This window comes from Halopenitus persicus (assembly GCF_002355635.1).
GTDB classification, from domain to species: domain Archaea; phylum Halobacteriota; class Halobacteria; order Halobacteriales; family Haloferacaceae; genus Halopenitus; species Halopenitus persicus_A.
In genome coordinates this window covers 842,883-858,285 of sequence record NZ_AP017558.1, presented here as the reverse complement: position 1 = coordinate 858,285, position 15,403 = coordinate 842,883, and the positions used below count along the sequence as shown (strand labels likewise).

Here is a 15,403-nt window from a genome sequence, read left to right as displayed (position 1 = left end):
GTTGATGATGTGGCGCGCCGATAGGGACCGACCGCCGGTGCGTCCACGCGAGCCCACGAGGGGGAACGGTGACCAACCATGGCAGTTTACGTAGACTACGACACCCCAGCCGACCTCGCGGACCGCGCGCTCGACGCGCTCGAGGTCGCCCGAGACACCGGTACGGTAAAGAAAGGCACGAACGAAACGACCAAGTCCGTCGAACGCGGCAACGCGAAGCTCGCCTTCGTCGCCGAGGACGTCTCGCCGGAGGAGATCGTGATGCACCTTCCCGAACTCGCCGAGGAGAAGGGCATCCCGGTCGTCTTCGTCGAGACCCAGGACGACGTCGGCCACGCGGCCGGCCTCGAGGTCGGCTCCGCGGCGGCCGCGATCGTCGACGCCGGCGAGGCGTCCGACGACGTCGAGGACATCGCCGGAAAGGTCGAGGAACTCCGATAAGCGGTTATGAGCGCAGAAGAGGGAACCGGCGACTCGACGGCCGCGGAGGTCATCGAAGTCGTCGGCAAAACCGGGATGCACGGCGAGGCCATGCAGGTCAAATGCCGCATCCAGGAAGGGTCGAATCAGGGCCGCATCATCACGCGAAACGTCCTGGGCCCCGTCCGCGTGGGCGACGTGCTCCAGCTGCGGGAGACCCAGCGTGACGCCGACTCGATCGGAGGGCAATGACGATGGTCGAGACGCGAACCTGTGATTACACCGGCGAGGAGATCGAGCCCGGCACGGGCACGATGTTCGTGAAGACGGACGGAACGATCCTCCACTTCGTCGACTCGAAGGCGGAGAAGAACTACTTCATGGGCCGTGAAGCCCGCGACCTCGAGTGGACCGAGGCCGGGCAGGCCGCCAAGGGCGAGGACGAATGAGCCACCACGACGAGCGCACCTTCGTGATGGTCAAGCCCGACGGCGTCAACCGCGGGCTGATCGGCGAGATCGTCTCCCGGTTCGAGGACCGCGGGCTCCAGCTCGTCGGCGCGAAGTTCATGCGGATCGACGAGGAGCTCGCCCACGAACACTACGGCGAGCACGCGGACAAGCCGTTCTTCGACGGGCTCGTCGAGTTCATCACGTCCGACCCGGTCTTCGCGATGGTCTGGGAGGGCGCCGACGCGACCCGCCAGGTCCGCGCGATGGTCGGCGAGACCGACCCCGCCGAGTCCGACCCGGGCACGATCCGCGGCGACTTCGGGCTCGATCTGGGCCACAACGTCATCCACGCCTCCGACCACGAGGACGAGGGCGCCAACGAACGCGAGATCGACCTCTTCTTCGAGGAGGACGAGCTCGTCGACTGGACCCGCTCGGGGACGACGTGGGTCTACGAGGACGTCGAGTAACCGCCCGACGCGATCGCTTTTCCTCGCGGAGTTCCGGTTCGACGACCCCCGCCACCGTGAGGGGCCCCGCTGCCTGAGGCTTTATCCCCTCGCCGGCCGAATCGCCGGGTATGGTCGGAATCACCTACGAGGATTTCCTGGACCGCTCCTACGAGCCGACTGATGACGACCTCGTCTGCCGGTTCTACGTCGAGCCGGCGGCGGACATGGACGCCGAGGCGGCCGCGTCGCGGGTCGCCTCGGAGTCCTCCAACGGGACGTGGGCGGCTTTGCAGGTCGAGGGGTCGGTGACCGACCTCTCGGCGACCGCCTTCGACATCGAGCCGACGAGCGTCGGCGGCGACACGCCGGGAACGGACCGGCGCGAGGGCTACGACGTCGCCGTCGCCTACCCGATGGCGCTGTTCGAGCCGGGGAGCATGCCGCAGGTGCTGTCGTGCATCGCCGGCAACATCCTCGGGATGAAGGCGGTCGACCGGATCCGCCTGCGCGACTGCGAGTGGCCCGAACCGCTGGCGACGTCGTTTCCCGGCCCGGCGTACGGCGCCGCCGTGCGCGACCGGATCTTCGACGCCGGCGACCGGCCGATCACCGCGACGGTCCCGAAGCCGAAGGTCGGCCTCTCGACCGACCAGCACGTCGAGGTCGGCTATCAGGCCTGGACCGGCGGGATCGACCTGTTGAAGGACGACGAGAACCTCACCGACCAGGCGTTCAACCCGTTCCACGACCGGCTCACCGAGAGCCTCGACGCACGTGACCGCGCCGAGGAGGAGACCGGGGAGCGCAAGTCGTATCTGGTCAACGTCACCGCGCCCGGCGGGGAGATGCTCGACCGCGTGGACGCGGTCGCCGCGGCGGGCGGCGAGTACGTGATGGTCGACGTCGTCACCTGCGGCTGGGCGTCGGTCCAGCAGGTTCGCGAGCGCTGTGACCGTCACGGACTCGCGATCCACGCCCACCGGGCGATGCACGCGGGCTTCGACCGCCTCCCCGACCACGGCGTCTCGATGCGCGTCATCGCCCAGATCGCCCGACTGTGCGGCGTCGACCAGATCCACACGGGGACCGCGGATCTGGGCAAGCTCGCCAACGAGGACACCGCCGGCATCAACGAGTGGCTCGGCTCGGATCTGTACGGTCTCTCGGACGTGCTGCCCACGGCCTCGGGCGGGCTCCATCCGGGGCTGGTGCCCGAACTCGTCGACCGCCTCGGCACGCGGCTGTGCATCCAGGCCGGCGGCGGGATCCACGGCCATCCCGACGGCACCCACGCCGGCGCGAAGGCTCTCCGGGCCGCCGTCGACGCGGCGGCCGCCGGCGAGGACATCGAGACCGCGGCCGAGCGGGAGCCGGCGCTCGCGACGGCCATCGAGAAGTGGGGGACGGAGACGCCGCGGTAGCGGTTCTCACCGCGATAGCGGACTCGCCCCGGTGGCGGCTGACCTTACCCCGGTCGCGGCGCGGAGATCGCGTCGGGACTATACCGGCTCGCCGAACGCGTAGACGGTGTTGTGGCCGGTGACCTCGACGGTCGCGAAGTCGCCGGGCGCGAGCCCGTGGTCGGTGGCGTTCTGTACGATAACCTGTCGATACGCGGAGTCGCGACACTTCACCGAGTCGCCGGTCCCCTCCTCGACGACGAGCACCTCGCGAACGGTCCCGACCAGCGACTCGTAGGCCTCGCCGACGACGTCCATCTTCAGCTCGGACATCGCCTTCGAGCGCTCCTTCTTGACGGTGCCGCCGAGGCCCTTCATCTCGGCGGCGTCGGTGCCGGGGCGCTTCGAGAAGCGGGTGACGTTGATCTTCTCGGGACGGACCTCCCGCAGGAGGTCCATCGACCGCTCGTGGTCGGCGCTGGTCTCCGTCGGGAACCCGACGATGAAGTCGGTCGAGAGCGTCCAGTGGTCGAGCCGGTCGTCGAACGTCTCCACGACCTCGCGGAACTTGTCGACGCGGTGTTGGCGGCGCATCGACTCGAGCACCTCGTCGCTGCCCGACTGGACCGGCGCGTGGATGAAGTCGTAGAGCTTCTCGTTGCGCGCGAAGACGTCGGCCAGCTCCTCGTGGATCCCGTGGATGCCGCCGGGGTTGGCCATCCCCAGCCGGACCCGGAACTCGCCGTCGATGGCACAGATCCGGTCGAGCAGCTCCGGGAGCTTCCGGTCGCCGTCGTCCCAGCCGTAGACGCCGGTGTCCTGTCCCGTCACCCGGATCTCCTTGGCGCCGGCGTGGACGAGTGCGCGGGCCTTCTCGACGTTCTCCTCGACCGACGGCGAGTCGACGCGGCCGGTCGCGAACTTGGTGATGCAGTACGAGCAGTTGCTCATACAGCCCCGGGCGATCGGGAGGATCCCCACCACGCCGTCGAGGATCGGCTCCGTGTCGGACGCCGGGGTCGGACACTCGCCGTTGCGCACGTGGGTCGGGACGTCGTCCCAGTGGAGCACCTCGGCGTCGATGCCGGCCTCGCGGAACTGCTCGCCCTGTGCGAGCGCCATGCAGCCCGTGACGATCAGGTCGGCGGTCTCCTCGGCCAGCTCCTCGGCGCGGCGCAGCATGTTCCGCTCCGTCTTCTCGACGACGGTGCAGGTGTTGAGGATGGCGACGTCGGCCTCCGTGGGCCCGTCGGCGGGGCGGTGGCCGCCGTCGCGCAGCGCCCGCTCGATCTCGCGGCTCTCACCCCGGTTGGACGTACAGCCGTACGTCTCGATGTGATACGTCGCCATCGGTTGGTCACGCTAACGGCCCGGCGGGCAAAAGGACGACGGATCGACGGGACGGCAGCCGCCCGCCGCGGCTGGCACGTTTGCCGACTGCCGTGGATCGAGGTACCGATTCACGGTGCCGTCCGATGGCGGACGGGTTATCACGCCCCCGCCGCAAGGGACGGTATGGGCTTCGGCAGCTACGATGAATCCGAACAGGAGAACGCGAACCGGGACGACGAGGACGACGGTTCCGAGGCGGTCAACGTCCACGAGAACGACCACGACGGCTCGATGTCCTTCGAGAGCGACGCCTCGACCGACGACCTGGTCGGACGGCTCGACGAGATGAAGGACGACGAAGGCGAATAGGACGAACGGTCGAGACGACCGGGATGAGGCATACGAACGTGGTTCTCTAGGCCCTCTCGGACCGTATGAGGGCGATCCAGTCGAACATTTATACGTGGAGACGACCACTCACGGACGAGATGGCACTCCTCGAGCCCGACGTCCGGTTGCGGTCGGACTCGTCACCGGACGCTCACTCGGACTCGTCACCGGACGCTCACTCGGACTCGTCACCGGACGCTCACTCGGACTCGTCACCGGACGCCCGGTCGGACTCGTCACCGGACGGCGTCGTCTTTCCGGCGGCGGCCGTTCGGCCCGACGGCGGCCGGTTCCGCGTGCTGGTGCCGCTCGCTGACCCGCACCACGAGACTGCGCTCGTCACGCTCGCCTGCGCCGTGGCGAAACGGTACGACGGCGTGGTCGACGCGGTCCACATCGTCACGGTTCCCGACCAGACGTCCCTGGAGCACGCCGCCGACCACCTCGAGGACCACGAGGAGAACTACCACGAGATCCTCGACGCGGCCCGCCGCGACGCCGAAACCGTCGGCGTGCCCGTCGAGACGCACACCATCGTCTCCCACCGCGGCTTCGAGGAGGTCTTCGACGCCGCACGGACCCACGATGCCGACCTCGTCGTGATGGGATGGAGCCCCGACTCGCGCGGCGACCCTGGCCGGATCGAGCGCACCGTCGACGAGGTGGTCGGCGACGTCCCCTGTGACGTCCTCATCTACCGGGATCGAGGGTTCGACCCCTCGCGGGTGCTGCTTCCCACCGCCGGCGGCCCCGACTCCGATCTCGCCGCCGAGATCGCGCGGATCCTCAAAGCACGGTACGGCAGCGAGATCACGCTGTTACACGTGGCGGAGGACGGGGAGCGTGCCGCCGGCGAGGCGTTCCTCGAGGAGTGGGCCCTCGCGCACGGCTTGGAGGACGCCGCCCGGCGGGTCGACACCGGCGACGTGGGGACCGCCATCGCTCGAGCCGCCGACGATGCGACGCTGCTAGCCATCGGGGCGACGGAGCGGGGGCTCCTCACCCGGCTGATTCGTGGCAGCGTGGTGGCCGACGTCGTCGAGGACGTCGACTGCTCGGTGCTGTTGGCGGAACGGTCCCGGACGACCGGGCTTCTCGACCGACTCCTCGGACGTCGGTGACGGCCGCGGCGGCCTGTTCGAGAAGGAACGAACTAAGCGGCTTGACGTCGAACGCCGGATGTATGTTCCCGCACGTCCGCCGTATCCCGGCGTCCGATCGCGAGCGACGCGGCTCCACCGACCCTCGTGGATCGATCCCACGGGTGAGCCGTGGGCGTCCGATCGAGTCCAGGGGGAGTCGAACGTGAGCGGCGACGAGGAGCTCGCGAAGGACCTCGGGTTGCTCGCGGCGTTGACGATCGGGATCGGGACGATGATCGGCGCCGGCATCTTCGTGCTGCCCGGGACCGCCGTGGCGCGGGCCGGGCCGCTGTCGGCGGCCACGTTCGTGATCGGCGGCGTCGTCGCGCTGTTCACGGCGTTGTCGGCCTCCGAGTTGGGGACGGCGATGCCGAAATCGGGCGGCGCCTACTTCTACATCAACCGTGCGCTCGGACCCCTGTTCGGGTCGATATCCGGGTGGGCGAACTGGCTCGGTCTCGCGTTCGCGTCCTCGTTTTATATGTACGGCTTCGGCGAGTACGTCAACACGCTCGTCGGCGCGCCGGCGCTCGCGCTCGGTCCGTTCTCGCTGTCCGCGGCTCAGACCATCGGCCTGGTCGGGGCGGTGCTGTTCGTGGCGGTCAACTACGTCGGCGCCAAGGAGACCGGCGGCCTCCAGAACGCCATCGTCCTGACGCTGCTTGCGATCCTCGGGCTGTTCACGATCGTCGGACTGTTCAACGCCGAGCTGTCGTCGCTGCGCCCGATCGCGCCGCCCGGCGCCGCCGGCGAGGTGTTGCCCGTGACGGCGGTCGTCTTCGTCTCCTACCTCGGGTTCGTGCAGATCACCTCCGTCGCCGAGGAGATCAAGGATCCGGGACGGAACCTTCCGCTCGCCGTCATCGGTTCGGTCGTGATCGTCACGACGATCTACGCGCTGTTCCTCGTCGTCCTGCTGGCGGCCGTCCCGACGGAGATGGTCGCGAACAACGATACCGCGGTCGTCGAGGCGGCACAGCTGCTGTTCGACCGCTACTCGATCCTTGGATACGGCCTCGGGATCCTCGGCTGGGGGGCGTTGCTGTTCGGCGGCCTGCTGGCGACGGCCTCCTCCGCGAACGCCTCGATACTCTCGTCGTCACGGATCAACTTCGCGATGGGCAGAGAGAAGATCGTCACCCCGAAGCTCAACGAGATCCACGGTCGATTCGGCACGCCGTATAAATCGATCGCGGTGACCGGCGCGCTCATCGTCGTCTTTCTCGTGGTTGGAGACCTCGAGCTGCTCGCGACCGCGGGATCGGTGCTCCATCTCATCGTCTACGGCCTGTTGAACCTCGCGCTGATCGTGATGCGGGAGGCCGAGCCCGAGGGCTACGACCCCGACTTCACGGTCCCGCTGTATCCGGTCGTCCCGATCGTCGGGGCGATCACCTCCTTCGCGCTCATCGCCTACATCGAGCCCCGGGTCATCGCGCTCTCGGCCGGGCTGGTCGCCTTCGCGACCCTCTGGTACTTCGGCTACGCCCGAAGCCGGGTTGAAAGCTCCGGCGTGCTCGGGTCGTGGGTCCTCGACCGCGCCGAGGAGATGCCGGACGCGGCCGTCTCCGCCGCCACCTCCGTTCAGCCCGAGGCAGCGGACTACCGCGTGATGGTTCCGTTGTCGAACCCCGCGACCGAGGGCCACCTCATCTCGCTGGCGGCCGCCATCGCAAAGCAGCGTGACGGGACCGTCGTGGCGGTCAACGTCGCCAACGTCCCCGACCAGACCTCCCTCACCGCGGCCCGCGACCGGGGCGCCCACGACGCGGCCTACGACCTGCTGGACCGCGCCAAGGAGGACGCCGAGACGTTCGGCGTCGACGTCGAGACTCACGTGATCCTCTCACACCGGACCTTCGAGGAGGTCTTCGACGCGGCCCGAACCTTCGGCGCCGACCTGACCGTGATGGGTTGGGGCGAGGACGCCCACGGCTCGCCCGGTCGGGCCGAGTCGGCGATCGACGAGATCGCCCATTCGCTGCCCAGCGACATCCTCGTGTTCAAGGACCGCGGGTACGACGCTTCGCAGGTCCTCGTTCCGACCGCCGGCGGCCCCGACTCGGAGCTGTCGGCCGCGATCGCCCGGATGCTGCGTGCCGAGTACGACTCCGAGATCACGCTGTTGCACGTCTCCGACGACGTCGCCGACGGCCGACGCTTCCTCGAGGAGTGGGCGGCCGACAACGACCTCGCGGACGCGACGCTGCGGATCGAATCGGGCGACGTCCAGGAACGGATCGCCGAGGCGGCGTCCGACGCGACGATGCTCGTGATCGGCGCCACCGAGAAGGGGCTGCTCTCGCGGCTCGTGCGCGGCTCGCTCGTGCTCGACGTCCTCTATGACGTCGACTGTTCGGTCCTGATCGCCGAGAAGAAACACGATCGCGGCATCCGGTCGCGACTGTTCGGATCGGGCGCCCGGTCACGAACGTCCCCCGACGACCGATCCGACGACTGATCGATCGGTCCCCGGGATCCATCGTCACTCCAGCGTCATCGTCACTCCAGCGTCATCGTCACTCCAGCGTCATCGATAGCCGAGAGTCACCGTCACTCGGGCGCGCCTTCGAGGATCGCCACGCCGGATGACGCGCCGATCCGATCCGCGCCCGCCTCGATCATCGCCATCGCCGCCTCGTAGCTGCCGATCCCGCCGGAGGCCTTCACCGGGAGGTACTCGCTCATCAGTTCGACGTCGGCGACCCGCGCCCCGCCGTCGGCGAAGCCGGTCGAGGTCTTGACCATGTCCGCGTCGGCGGCGACCGCCGCCTCGCAGGCGCGCCGTTTCTCCGCGTCGGTCAACAGGGCCGTCTCGATGATGACCTTCACCGGGATCGGCACGGCGGCGACCACTCCCGCCAGGTCGGCCGCGACCGCGTCGTCCTCGCCGGCTTTCAGCCGCCCGACGTTGATCACGACGTCCAGCTCGTCGGCGCCCTCGTTCCAGGCGGTGACGGCCGCCTCGCGCGTCGCGGTCGTCGACCCCTGTCCGTGGGGGAAGTCGATCACGGTCGCGAGCAGCGGCTCCGCTGCCTCCGTCTCGTCCGTTGCCGCCGGATCGTCCGTCGTCTTCACCTCGGCCGCCGTCCCTGCTTCGTTCGCCGCCTGCATCTCGAGAAACGCGGCTGCCTCCTCGAGGTAACACGGCGGCACGCACGCGTTCATTCCGTGTTCGCCCGCCGCCTCGAGGACCGTTCGCACGTCGGTCCAGGTCGTCTCCGGGCCGAGTACGGTGTGGTCGATCAGCGGGGCGAGTTCCCGTCGGTTCATACCTGAGGGTCACCACACGTGGGGAAAGACCTGTGGGTCACCACACGTGGGGAAAGACCTGTGGGTCGGTCTCCGGCCGCGAGCACCGATTCCGTCTTCCTCCCGGCCATTTATGAACGATACTGCTATGGTGCGTGATTAATACCAAATATTAGTATATACTTACCATCCGATTGTTATGGTTCGGAACGGCTGGTACGGATCCGCCGCCGAGTCCGATTCTGGAGCGGTACGATCGGCGCTCGCCGTGATGGGGCCCGATTCCGTATCTGATCACGAATCGCTCATAAATACGACCGTTCGATCCGAATACGGTGAATTTCACGCCCCGTTTTGGGCTTGTGTTCCCGACCTTGGATCGATGTGCTGTGTGTTCAAACGCGTTCGACCGTGACGATTCTCCCCGTCGAGATCATCACCGTACGGTGTCGATCCGACGATCGTTAATTTAAGAAGTATGTCCTTTTTACCCTCCAATATTATAAATTACCAGTAGAGCACTTATAAATCCCAACTGGTTTCGTGGCGGCCTACGCGTCCGTCGACGGCGGCTCGACCTCCACGAGGTTCGTCTTGTACTCGGAGAGCTCGATCGCGGAGCGCGCGACCGGCTGCGGGTCGATACGGACCTTGAGCCGCGACCGGACGCGGTCGATCGCGTCCTCGACGACGGCGCTCGAGTCCCGGTCCGAGTCCGGGTCCAACACGACGGTCACCGGGATCGGCGACTCGAAGCGGACGGCGTCGGGGTCGGGGACCGTGACCCGGGCGTACGGGAGCGCGCCCTCGACCTCGGCGACGACGTCGCGGATCGCGGACGGGAACACGTTCATTCCCTTATAAATGAGCATCTCGTCGACGCGGCCGATACACTGCATCCGCGGCGACGTACGCCCGCACTCGCAGTCGGTGCCCGTGATCCGGACGTAATCACCCGACCGGTACCGGAGCAGCGGCGTGGCCTCGCGGCCCAGCGGGGTGTACACGAGCTCGCCCTCCGCGCCCGCCTCGAACGGGATGGCCTCCTCCGTGTCGGGGTCGATCAGCTCGACGTGGGCGTGCCCCTGTCCGCAGTAGTGCATTCCGTCCTCCGCGACGCACTCGGCCCACAGACAGCCGATGACGTCGCCGAGGCCCATCAGCTCGCGGACCAGGTCGGCGTCCCATTCCTCGTAGAGCGCCTCACGGATCTCGGGGGAGGCGATTCCCGGTCCGCCGCCGCCGATCAGCTTGACGGCCGGCAGCTCGTCGACGCCCTGGTCGATGATCTCCGGCGCCCGCTCGGTGAGGTATCGCAGGTGCGAGGTCGTCGTGAAAAGCACCGGCGCGTGCAGGTCCCGCAGGGCGTCCAGCAGCCGTTCGGTGCTTCCGCCGCCCGCCGGGACGACGTTGGCGCCGAGCTCGGTCATCGCCTCGAAGTAGGGCGTGCCGCCCGGCACCATCGTCTGGCCGACGCCGAATATCACCGTCTCCTCGGGGCGGATCCCGGTGGCGTGGAAGCAGCGCTTGATGACCGCGTTCCAGTGCTCGCGGTCCGCCTCGGTCAGCCCGAAGTAGGTCGGCTTGCCGGTCGTGCCCGACGAGGAGATGGTCCGGTTCAGGTCCGCGGTCGGGACCGCCTGGTGCGTGCCGAGCGGGCGGTCGGGGTCCGGGTCGGCCTGGTTGCGTCGCTCGTCCTCCTTCGTCGTGAACGGGATCTCCCGGAACGCCTCGAGGGTCGTGATCGACGCCGGGTCGACGTCCCACTCCCGGAACTTCCGACGGTAGTAGTCGGAGTGCTCGGCGAGATATTCGATCTGCTCCGGCAGCAGCGACTCGTGGCGAGCCACCACGTCGTCCCACGGTTCCGTCTCGATCGGGTCGTACGGTTCCGTCTCGATCGGGTCGTACGAGTCGGTCATGGCGTCCGAATGTGTCGGTCTGTCATCTTGTCTGAATACGTGTGAAATATGGTCTGTTGGTTGGCGTACCAGCCTCCGGTCGTCACATCCGGAGCACGGGGCCTTCCTTCTCCGCCTCGGGCCAGCTGCCGTAGTGCTCGAGGATCTCCGCCGGCGGGCGTTTCTCGGACCACTCGTCCTCGAACTCCTCGAACGGGACCGCCTCCTCGAGGCGCTGCTCCCGGTAGCGCTCGCGGCGCTTCTCGGTCGCCTCCTCGTCGACGGTCAGCGACTCCTCGTCGTATTCGATCTCGTAGATGTTCTCGGCGGCCCAGTGGGAGACGCGGTCGGCCTCGATGTCGTCCATCACGGCCTCCGGATCGCGCTCGAGCGCGTCACCGTAGCCGCAGCCGCCGCCGGAGTGGCCGATGAACAGGTCGCCGTTCTCGTAGGGCTGGGACTCCCGGACGTGGCTGGTAACGTTGTAGTCGGCGTCGAGCGGCTGCTCCTGGAGGAGTTCGATCATGTCGTCCGGGACGTACTCCCCGTTCGCCATCCGCTCCTTCAGGTCCGAGTCGGTGACGGTGAGGCCGGGGATGGTGCGGGGCGGATACCCGCCGAACAGCCCCTGGCCGGTCACGAGCTTCGAGTTGTGACAGATCGAGAGCCACTCGACCGCGGGCACGTGGTGTTGCATGTACGCCAGCTGCATCCCGATCCCGCCGCGGTGTTTTCCGTGCCCACACGAGTCGGTTCCGTGCCGGAAGTACTGGTGGGTGAACGGATACTCGTTCTCGACGAACTCCATGTTCGAGGCGTGCCCGAACGGACACCACGGGAAGATCGCCTCGTCCTCGCCGTCCCGCCGGGCCTGTCCGCCCGTGCCGTCGGTGTTCAGCGCGTGCGACATCAGGTCGGCGACCGGCTCCCCGTGCTGGCTCACCGCCCCGAAGGCGTATCCGGCGCCGGTGTTTGCCATCGGTGCCGTGACGTGTTCGTTCTCGGTCTCGTCGTCGTACATCGACCGCGAGAACAGCGTCGTGGTCGAGTCCATCACCACCTGGTTGACCATCACGGCCTGGACGGTCGACGCCTCGGCGTCCGGATACAGGACCGACCCCTTCGGGATCTCGAAGTCGATCAGGTCGTAGGTCCCGTTGCTCTTCGGCAGGTCGTGGAAGGGAACGCTGAACAGGTAGTTCGCCGTGTGGGCGATCGAGGCGACCGGCTGGGAGTTGAACGCGCCGTCGTTCTCCGGTGAGGTCCCGGTGTAGTCGATGGATATCTCCGGTCCCTCCTTCTCCATCGTCGCGTTGAGACGCCAGAGGCCGTCCTCGTATCCCACGGAGTCGGCGAAGTGGACCGTCCGGAAGGTCCCGTCGTTCCAGGAGTCGACCCGCTCCTTTGCGCCCTGCCGGGACTCCTCGATGTTCCGGCGAATGAGCCCCTTGAAGAAATCGGGCCCCTGCTTCTCGATGATGAGGTCCTTCACCCGGCGTCTGACCCGGTCGCAGGTCGTCAGCCGCGCCCGGAGGTCGATCTCGTGCATCCGGGGCGCCCGCGAGATGAAGTTCTTCTGCATCTCGAGCATGTCGGTCTTGAGCTGGTAGTCCTCCCCGATCTTGATCGGCGAGAGCTTCATCCCCTCGTCGTGGCGCGTTCGTGCCGAGATGGGCATCCCGCCGGGCTCGATCGCGCCGGTCTCGGTCGTGTGCACCGCCGCGGAGACCCACGCCATGATCTCCCCCTCGTGGAAGATCGGCATGAAGGCGATCTGGTCCGGGTTGTGGATGCCGCCGTAGAGCGCGTCGTTCGCGTAGAAGACGTCGCCCGGCTCGACGCCGACGGTCTCGTCGTCGGCGAAGTTGTTAATGACGTACTTCAGCGGCGGGATCCCCGTGACGACGTGCAGGTACGCACCCGCCGCCGAATCGATGAGATCCCCCTGTGGCGTGTAGATCGCCACCGCCAGGTCGCGGGCGGCGATGAACTGGGAGACGCCAGACCGCACGAAGACGTCGACGCCCTCGTCGAGGATGAGCCGGAGACGCTCCGAGTAGATCTCGTAGTCGCCGTGGCCGAGGTCGTCCATGCAGGCCAGCTCCTCGTCGGTCGGTTCCTCCAGGTCGAGCCAGTCGATCAGTTGGTCGCGGTTGACAGTCATTGGGTTGCTCCGTTCGTTTCCAGGATTCCGTTTCGGTAGTCGTCCATTCGGTACGTCCAGCCGTCGGGGACCGCGGTCGTCGTGTAGTCCGCGTCGACGACCGCCGGGCCCCGGATCTCCATTCCCGGACGGACGTCGCCGTATTCGAAGACCGGGGTCGAGACGGTCCCGTCGCTCGACTCCCAGTGGACGTCCCGAGTGCCTGCCCGGGCCTCCGCCGGATCGTGTTCGCCGACCGCCGTGGTCGGCAGGTCGATGTCCGAGCTCTCGACGCGGGACTTCAGCGCGAAGTTCTCGACGGTGATGCCGTGGCTCGGCGTCACCGAGTACGAGGAGAACCGGTCCGTGTACTGGTCGATGAAGTGGTCACAGATCGCCTCGACGTCGGCCTCGTCGTGGATCTCGATCCGGGGCGAGCGAACGCGGGCGACGTGGATCTGTCCGCCGAACCGCATGTCGAGCTCGAGCTCGTAGGTGATGTCGTCGGGGTCGTAGCCCTCGCTCTCGATGTCGCGTCGGCCCTTCGCCTGCAGGTCCGCGACGGTCTCGTTGAACGACTCGTAGTCGGTCGCGTACGTGGCCTCCTCGCCCGACTCGCGCAGGTACATCGAGTTGGACTGCTCGTAGATGTGCAGCGTGTCCATCGTCGCCGACCCCATCGCGCAGAAGACCGGCGAGTACGGCGTCGTCACGACGGTGTCGATGTCGAGGTACGACGAGTAGGAGGCGGCGTGGAGGGGACCGGCCCCGCCGAAGCTGTAGAGGATGAACTCCCGCGGGTCGTGGCCCCGAAGCATCGTCTCCTTGCGGACCGTGTTGCCCATGTTGCCGTCGGCGATCCGGCGGATGTTGCGTGCGGCCTCGGAGACAGACATCCCCGCCGGGTCGGCGACGTGGGTCTCGATCGCCTCCTCGGCGCGGTCCACTGCCAGCCGCTGGTTGCCGGCGTAGAACTTCTCGGGGTCGATGAACCCGAGCACCACGTCCGCGTCGGTGACGGTCGGCTTCGTGCCGCCCCGGTTGTAACAGGCCGGACCGGGGTCCGCGCCGGCGCTCTCGGGACCGACCTCCAGCCGGCCGCCGAGCTCGTCGTTGACGGAGGCGATCGACCCGCCGCCCGCGCCGATCGACTTCGACTCGATCATCGTCCCCGAGACGCGCCAGCGGTCGATGATGGGCTCGAACTCGTAGGACTGAACGCCGCCCTGGGTGAGGATGCCGATGTCGAAGCTCGTGCCGCCCATGTCGGTCACGACCGCCTTGTCGTAGCCGAGCACGTCACAGAGGTACTCGCCGCCCTTCAGCCCGGCGACGGGGCCGCCGTTGAATGTCTCGACGGCGGTCGTCTTGTAGGACTCGGCCATGCCGCCGGTGTTGTGCAGCATCTGGACGTCCCCCTCGTAGCCGTACGCCTCCAGCCGCTCCTTGATGTCGGCGATGTGCTCCTGCATCAGCTCCGAGAGGTAGGCGTCGAGCAGCGTCGTGTTGGTCCGCTCGTACTCCTGTTTGGTCGGCATCACCTCCGAGGAGAGGAACACGGGGATGCTCCCGAGGTACGAGGGCGGATACTCCTCGCGGACGAGCTCCCGGATCCGCTGTTCGTGTTCGGGGTACTCGTAGGACCACAGCAGGTTGACGACGATCGCCCGCGCGCCCCGGTCGACGAGGTCGCGGATCTGCTCGCGGGCATGCTCCTCGTCGAGCGGTCGAAGCACGGCCCCCTCGCTGTCGACGCGCTCGCGGATCCCCTTGGTTCGGGAGTCGGGGACGAGGTACTCCGGCTTCTTCGCGTCGGAGATGTTCCGCTGCTCGCTGTCGGTGAGCCCGTCCGCCCAGCGCGGGCCGCGACCGATCTGCGGGTAGTCCTGCACGCCGGCCGTGGTGAGCAGCCCGAGCTTTGGGCCCTTCCGCTCGATCAGCCGGTTCATCGCGGTCGTCGTGGAGTACCGGATCGAGTCCACGTCGGCGATGAGGTCGTCGAGGCCGACGTCGAGCTGGGACGCACACTTGCGGATCCCCTGGAAGAAACACTCCGACATGTCGTGTTCGGTCGTCGGCGTCTTCGCCGAGACCGCCTCGCCGTCGTGGAGGGTGAAGCAGTCGGTGAACGTCCCGCCCGCGTCGATGTTGATCCGCGTCGTCATTGCGACCCTCCGTGCTCTTCCGCCAGCGCGTCCACGTCCAGCTCGGTGTCGTGGGTGATCGGGTGTCCCGGCGGGAGGTACTCGTTTTCGACCATCGTCCCGCAGCCCGGGCAATAGAACTCCACGATCCGCACCCAGTCGGGGTCCGGCGCGAACGAGTAGTCCGCGTCCTCGATCAGTGGTCGGTGGACCTCGTGCGGATGGCGTTCGCGCACCAGGCAGCCGCGTTTGTAGTTCTCGTCGGCCGGCGCGATGGTCTCGGCACACTCGGTGCAGGTCCACGTCCGGTCCTCGAGGTCGATCTCCAGATATTCCGTGATCCGTTTCGTCGTGCTCATCTGGTCTCACTCCGTC

General features: G+C 67.6%; 14 protein-coding genes. 8 read left to right on the top strand and 6 right to left on the bottom strand.

Annotated features, from left to right (window positions below; genetic code table 11):
• Positions 1-78: 78 nt before the first annotated feature.
• From rpl7ae to rbcL, 5 genes are all read left to right on the top strand, one after another.
• Entirely contained in the window at positions 79-441 is a 363-nt protein-coding gene (gene rpl7ae / locus CPZ00_RS04170) for a 50S ribosomal protein L7Ae (protein WP_039400712.1), read from the top strand.
• A 6-nt stretch (positions 442-447) separates the two neighbouring features.
• Positions 448-672: a 30S ribosomal protein S28e gene (locus tag CPZ00_RS04165; RefSeq protein ID WP_021072806.1), complete on the top strand. Its 225-nt coding sequence runs from the start codon at positions 448-450 to the stop codon at positions 670-672.
• A 2-nt stretch (positions 673-674) separates the two neighbouring features.
• Positions 675-869, top strand: coding sequence for a 50S ribosomal protein L24e (locus tag CPZ00_RS04160; RefSeq protein ID WP_039400710.1), 195 nt, complete (start codon positions 675-677; stop codon positions 867-869).
• The gene (gene ndk, locus CPZ00_RS04155; RefSeq protein ID WP_096389769.1) at positions 866-1,342 is read left to right on the top strand and encodes a nucleoside-diphosphate kinase; all 477 of its coding nucleotides are present in this window, start codon (positions 866-868) and stop codon (positions 1,340-1,342) included. The genes CPZ00_RS04160 and ndk overlap by 4 nt, the downstream gene beginning before the upstream one ends.
• Positions 1,343-1,452: 110 nt before the next feature.
• Positions 1,453-2,745, top strand: coding sequence for a type III ribulose-bisphosphate carboxylase (rbcL, locus tag CPZ00_RS04150; RefSeq protein ID WP_096389768.1), 1,293 nt, complete (start codon positions 1,453-1,455; stop codon positions 2,743-2,745).
• Between the two features lie 78 nt (positions 2,746-2,823).
• On the opposite strand, the gene CPZ00_RS04145 is transcribed toward rbcL, so the two are convergent.
• A complete protein-coding gene (locus CPZ00_RS04145; protein ID WP_096389767.1) occupies positions 2,824-4,074 on the bottom strand; it encodes a tRNA (N(6)-L-threonylcarbamoyladenosine(37)-C(2))-methylthiotransferase in 1,251 nt (416 codons plus the stop codon).
• Between the two features lie 165 nt (positions 4,075-4,239).
• Between CPZ00_RS04145 and CPZ00_RS04140 the strand changes: the two genes are divergently transcribed.
• From CPZ00_RS04140 to CPZ00_RS04130, 3 genes are all read left to right on the top strand, one after another.
• Positions 4,240-4,425, top strand: a complete 186-nt coding sequence (locus tag CPZ00_RS04140; RefSeq protein ID WP_096389766.1) for a DUF5786 family protein — start codon at positions 4,240-4,242, stop codon at positions 4,423-4,425.
• Between the two features lie 119 nt (positions 4,426-4,544).
• Positions 4,545-5,567, top strand: coding sequence for a universal stress protein (locus CPZ00_RS04135; RefSeq protein WP_321167648.1), 1,023 nt, complete (start codon positions 4,545-4,547; stop codon positions 5,565-5,567).
• A 184-nt stretch (positions 5,568-5,751) separates the two neighbouring features.
• Positions 5,752-8,049, top strand: coding sequence for an amino acid permease (locus tag CPZ00_RS04130; RefSeq protein WP_096391588.1), 2,298 nt, complete (start codon positions 5,752-5,754; stop codon positions 8,047-8,049).
• Positions 8,050-8,141: 92 nt separating this feature from the next.
• On the opposite strand, the gene deoC is transcribed toward CPZ00_RS04130, so the two are convergent.
• The 5 genes from deoC to CPZ00_RS04105 all read right to left on the bottom strand — a co-directional run bounded on the left by deoC (position 8,142) and on the right by CPZ00_RS04105 (position 15,387).
• Entirely contained in the window at positions 8,142-8,861 is a 720-nt protein-coding gene (gene deoC, locus CPZ00_RS04125; RefSeq protein WP_096389764.1) for a deoxyribose-phosphate aldolase, read from the bottom strand.
• Positions 8,862-9,391: 530 nt separating this feature from the next.
• Positions 9,392-10,762 (bottom strand): phenylacetate--CoA ligase family protein, encoded by a 1,371-nt coding sequence (locus CPZ00_RS04120; RefSeq protein ID WP_096389763.1) that lies wholly within the window; start codon positions 10,760-10,762, stop codon positions 9,392-9,394.
• An 82-nt stretch (positions 10,763-10,844) separates the two neighbouring features.
• Positions 10,845-12,905, bottom strand: coding sequence for a hydantoinase B/oxoprolinase family protein (locus tag CPZ00_RS04115; RefSeq protein ID WP_096389762.1), 2,061 nt, complete (start codon positions 12,903-12,905; stop codon positions 10,845-10,847).
• The gene (locus CPZ00_RS04110) at positions 12,902-15,049 is read right to left on the bottom strand and encodes a hydantoinase/oxoprolinase family protein (protein WP_096389761.1); all 2,148 of its coding nucleotides are present in this window, start codon (positions 15,047-15,049) and stop codon (positions 12,902-12,904) included. The genes CPZ00_RS04115 and CPZ00_RS04110 overlap by 4 nt, the downstream gene beginning before the upstream one ends.
• Positions 15,046-15,387, bottom strand: a complete 342-nt coding sequence (locus CPZ00_RS04105; RefSeq protein WP_096389760.1) for an acetone carboxylase subunit gamma — start codon at positions 15,385-15,387, stop codon at positions 15,046-15,048. The genes CPZ00_RS04110 and CPZ00_RS04105 overlap by 4 nt, the downstream gene beginning before the upstream one ends.
• Between the last annotated feature and the right edge of the window lie 16 nt (positions 15,388-15,403).

What these genes read in the sequence shown, in the direction of transcription:
- CPZ00_RS04115 (WP_096389762.1), bottom strand. Translation starts at nt 12,905, where the DNA reads ATGACTGTCAACCGCGACCAACTGATCGACTGGCTCGACCTGGAGGAA.
- CPZ00_RS04140 (WP_096389766.1), top strand. Translation starts at nt 4,240, where the DNA reads ATGGGCTTCGGCAGCTACGATGAATCCGAACAGGAGAACGCGAACCGG.
- CPZ00_RS04105 (WP_096389760.1), bottom strand. Translation starts at nt 15,387, where the DNA reads ATGAGCACGACGAAACGGATCACGGAATATCTGGAGATCGACCTCGAG.
- deoC (WP_096389764.1), bottom strand. Translation starts at nt 8,861, where the DNA reads ATGAACCGACGGGAACTCGCCCCGCTGATCGACCACACCGTACTCGGC.
- CPZ00_RS04110 (WP_096389761.1), bottom strand. Translation starts at nt 15,049, where the DNA reads ATGACGACGCGGATCAACATCGACGCGGGCGGGACGTTCACCGACTGC.
- rbcL (WP_096389768.1), top strand. Translation starts at nt 1,453, where the DNA reads ATGGTCGGAATCACCTACGAGGATTTCCTGGACCGCTCCTACGAGCCG.
- ndk (WP_096389769.1), top strand. Translation starts at nt 866, where the DNA reads ATGAGCCACCACGACGAGCGCACCTTCGTGATGGTCAAGCCCGACGGC.
- CPZ00_RS04165 (WP_021072806.1), top strand. Translation starts at nt 448, where the DNA reads ATGAGCGCAGAAGAGGGAACCGGCGACTCGACGGCCGCGGAGGTCATC.
- CPZ00_RS04145 (WP_096389767.1), bottom strand. Translation starts at nt 4,074, where the DNA reads ATGGCGACGTATCACATCGAGACGTACGGCTGTACGTCCAACCGGGGT.
- rpl7ae (WP_039400712.1), top strand. Translation starts at nt 79, where the DNA reads ATGGCAGTTTACGTAGACTACGACACCCCAGCCGACCTCGCGGACCGC.
- CPZ00_RS04135 (WP_321167648.1), top strand. Translation starts at nt 4,545, where the DNA reads ATGGCACTCCTCGAGCCCGACGTCCGGTTGCGGTCGGACTCGTCACCG.
- CPZ00_RS04160 (WP_039400710.1), top strand. Translation starts at nt 675, where the DNA reads ATGGTCGAGACGCGAACCTGTGATTACACCGGCGAGGAGATCGAGCCC.
- CPZ00_RS04120 (WP_096389763.1), bottom strand. Translation starts at nt 10,762, where the DNA reads ATGACCGACTCGTACGACCCGATCGAGACGGAACCGTACGACCCGATC.